4 protein-coding genes are annotated in these 2976 nt (G+C 61.7%); all 4 read right to left on the bottom strand.

Annotation, left to right across the window (positions count from 1 at the left end; genetic code table 11):
- Positions 1 to 1151, bottom strand: a 1151-nt coding sequence (locus EOA60_RS26405) for an ABC transporter substrate-binding protein (protein WP_164899543.1), incomplete at its 3' end; no start/stop codon positions are given.
- Between the two features lie 77 nt (positions 1152 to 1228).
- Positions 1229 to 1516, bottom strand: coding sequence for a DUF2160 domain-containing protein (locus EOA60_RS26400; RefSeq protein ID WP_067319787.1), 288 nt, complete (start codon positions 1514 to 1516; stop codon positions 1229 to 1231).
- Positions 1517 to 1519: 3 nt separating this feature from the next.
- Complete coding sequence (locus tag EOA60_RS26395; protein ID WP_066992537.1) at positions 1520 to 2428, bottom strand: carbohydrate ABC transporter permease; 909 nt, start codon at positions 2426 to 2428, stop codon at positions 1520 to 1522.
- Position 2429: 1 nt separating this feature from the next.
- The coding region (locus EOA60_RS26390; RefSeq protein WP_164899542.1) for a sugar ABC transporter permease at positions 2430 to 2976 on the bottom strand (547 nt) is incomplete at its 5' end.

The raw sequence follows: 2976 nt of genomic DNA, 5'->3' as shown, positions 1-2976 counted from the left end.
TTCCAGTAGACGCCGTGCGGCGACGGCGCCATGCGCCACTTCGGCGTGCCGTCGCCGTTCAGCACCGCCTTGGCGCTGGCGTCGACCATCGAGGCGGTGAAAGCGGTGTACCAGAAGATCTGCTGGGCCACCCCACCCTGCGCCGGAACCGGGCCGGATTCGGAGAAGGTCATGCCCTGCGCTTCGGCCGGAGCGTAAGCCTTCAGCCAGTCGAGGTATTTCTGGATCGAGTAGACGGCAGCCGGACCATTCGTGTCGCCGCCGCGCGCGGTGCAGGAGCCCACGGGCCGCGAATTCTCGTCGACCTTGATGCCCCATTCGTCGACCGGCAGGCCGTTCGGAATGCCCTTGTCGCCGTTGCCGGCCATGGACAGCCAGGCGTCGGTGAACCGCCAGCCGAGCGATGGGTCCTTCTTGCCGTAGTCCATGTGGCCGTAGACCTTCTTGCCATCGATTTCGCGGCCGGTGAAGAACGCGGCGATGTCCTCATAGGCCGACCAGTTGACGGGAACGCCGAGGTCGTAGCCGTACTTGGCCTTGAAGTCGGCCTTGTTCTTCTCGTCGTTGAACCAGTCGTAGCGGAACCAGTAGAGGTTCGCGAACTGCTGGTCCGGCAGTTGATAGAGCTTCTTGTCGGGCGCCGTCGTGAACGAGGTGCCGATGAAGTCCTTCAGGTCGAGATTCGGATTGGTGACGTCCTTGCCGTCGCCTTCCATCCAGTCGGTCAGGTTGCGCACCTGCTGGTAGCGCCAGTGCGTGCCGATCAGGTCGGAGTCGTTGACCCAGCCGTCATAGAGGTTCTGACCGGTCTGCATCTGGGTCTGGATCTTCTCGACCACATCACCTTCCTGGATCGTGTCGTGGGTGACCTTGATGCCGGTGATGGCCGAGAAGGCCGGCGCCAGCACCTGCGATTCATAGGAATGGGTGGCGATGGTTTCCGACACGACCTTGATGTCCATGCCGGCAAACGGCTTGGCTGCGTCGATGAACCACTGCATTTCCTTTTCCTGATCGGCGCGCGAAAGCGTCGACAGATCACCTATCTCCTTGTCGAGAAAGGCTTTTGCCTCGTCCATACCGGCATAGGCGTTACCTACGCCCAGCAATAGTGCAATGGCTGTCGTTGATGTAAAAATTTGCCGTCGCATGTGTTTCCTCCAGTCTTAGGTTGCAAGTGCGATCTGGAGCGGCTGCCGGCACGCGGCCGCTCCAACTATTTCCCCCTCTATACGTATCGGAATACGCCGATCGCGTAGACCACGGAGAGAGCGAGAGCCCACCACAGGTTGGGTCCAACGAGACCCAGCCAAGCGAGATGGATAAAGGCGCTGCCGAGCAGCGACAGGAAGAGGCGGTCGCCGCGCGTCGTTTCGAAGCGCAGGATCCCGACCCGCGGATTGCCGCCGGGCGAGGCATATTCCCAGGCCGCCATGCCGACCAGCAGCAGCAATACGGTTCCGAAGAAAGCCGCTGTCGGCAACGTCCACGCCATCCAGGAGAAGTCGAGGTTCATCGATCACACCCTCCCCAGGGCGAAGCCCTTGGCGATATAGTTGCGCACAAACCAGATCACGAGCGCGCCGGGGATCAGCGTCAGCACGCCGGCTGCGGCGAGCAGCCCCCAGTCCATGCCGGCGGCCGAGACGGTGCGGGTCATGGTGGCCGCGATCGGCTTGGCGTCGGTCGTCGTCAGCGTTCGGGCGATCAAAAGCTCCACCCAAGAGAACATGAAGCAGAAGAAGCAGGCGACACCGATGCCGCTCGCGATCAGCGGCATGAAGATCTTTACGAAGAAGCGCGGGAAGGAATAGCCGTCGATATAGGCGGTCTCGTCGATCTCCTTCGGCACCCCGGACATGAAGCCTTCCAGGATCCACACCGCCAGCGGCACGTTGAACAGACAGTGCGCCAGCGCCACCGCGATATGCGTGTCGATCAGGCCGAAGGCCGAATAGAGCTGGAAGAACGGCAGGGCGAACACCGCCGGCGGCGCCATGCGGTTCGTCAACAGCCAGAAGAACAGGTGCTTGTCGCCGAGGAAGCGGTAGCGCGAGAAGGCGTACGCCGCGGGCAGCGCCACGGCCACCGAGATCACCATGTTCATCACCACATAGGTGATCGAATTGATGTAGCCCGAATACCAGGACGCATCGGTGAAGATGGTGCGGTAGTTTGCCAGCGTCGGATTGTGCGGGAACAACGTCAGCGACGAGACGATCTCCGCATTGGTCTTGAAGCTCATGTTGATGAGCCAGTAGATCGGCAGCAGCAGCACGACGATGTAGAGTGTCGGCACAATCCACCACCAGCGCGATTCCTCGCCCCGGCGCCGCATCAGCTTCGCCACCTCGTCCTGCGAAAGGGTGCTGCCTACCTCGGTGACCGCCGCTTCGCTTACGCGTGTCGTCTCGTTTGCGCTCGCCATCTCAGCGCTCCGCGTCGTAGTTGGTCATCACGGTGTAGAACACCCACGACAACAACAGGATGATCAGGAAATAGACCAGCGACATGGCCGCCGCCGGACCGAGATCGAACTGACCGAGCGCCATCTTGACGAGGTCGATCGACAGGAACGTGGTCGAATTGCCGGGACCGCCGCCGGTGACGACGAAGGGCTCGGTATAGATCATGAAGGAGTCCATGAAGCGCAGCAGCACCGCGATCAGCAGCACGCGCTGCATCTTCGGCAACTGGATGTAGCGGAACACCGCCCAGCGCGAGGCGCCGTCGATCTTGGCCGCCTGGTAGAAGGCGTCCGGGATCGAAACCAGGCCGGCATAGCAGAGCAGCACGACCAGGCTCGTCCAGTGCCACACGTCCATGATGATGACGGTGACCCACGCGTCGATCGGATCCTGGACATAGTTGTAGTCGATGCCGAATGCGTTGACGTAGTAGCCGAGCAGGCCAATGTCGTTGCGGCCGAACACCTGCCAGATCGTGCCGACAACGTTCCATGGGATGAGTAGCGGC

Source organism: Mesorhizobium sp. M1A.F.Ca.IN.020.06.1.1 (assembly GCF_004023265.1).
GTDB lineage: Bacteria > Pseudomonadota > Alphaproteobacteria > Rhizobiales > Rhizobiaceae > Mesorhizobium.
Note: the sequence above shows the minus strand (reverse complement) of the source record. Positions and strands in the feature narration are given on the sequence as shown.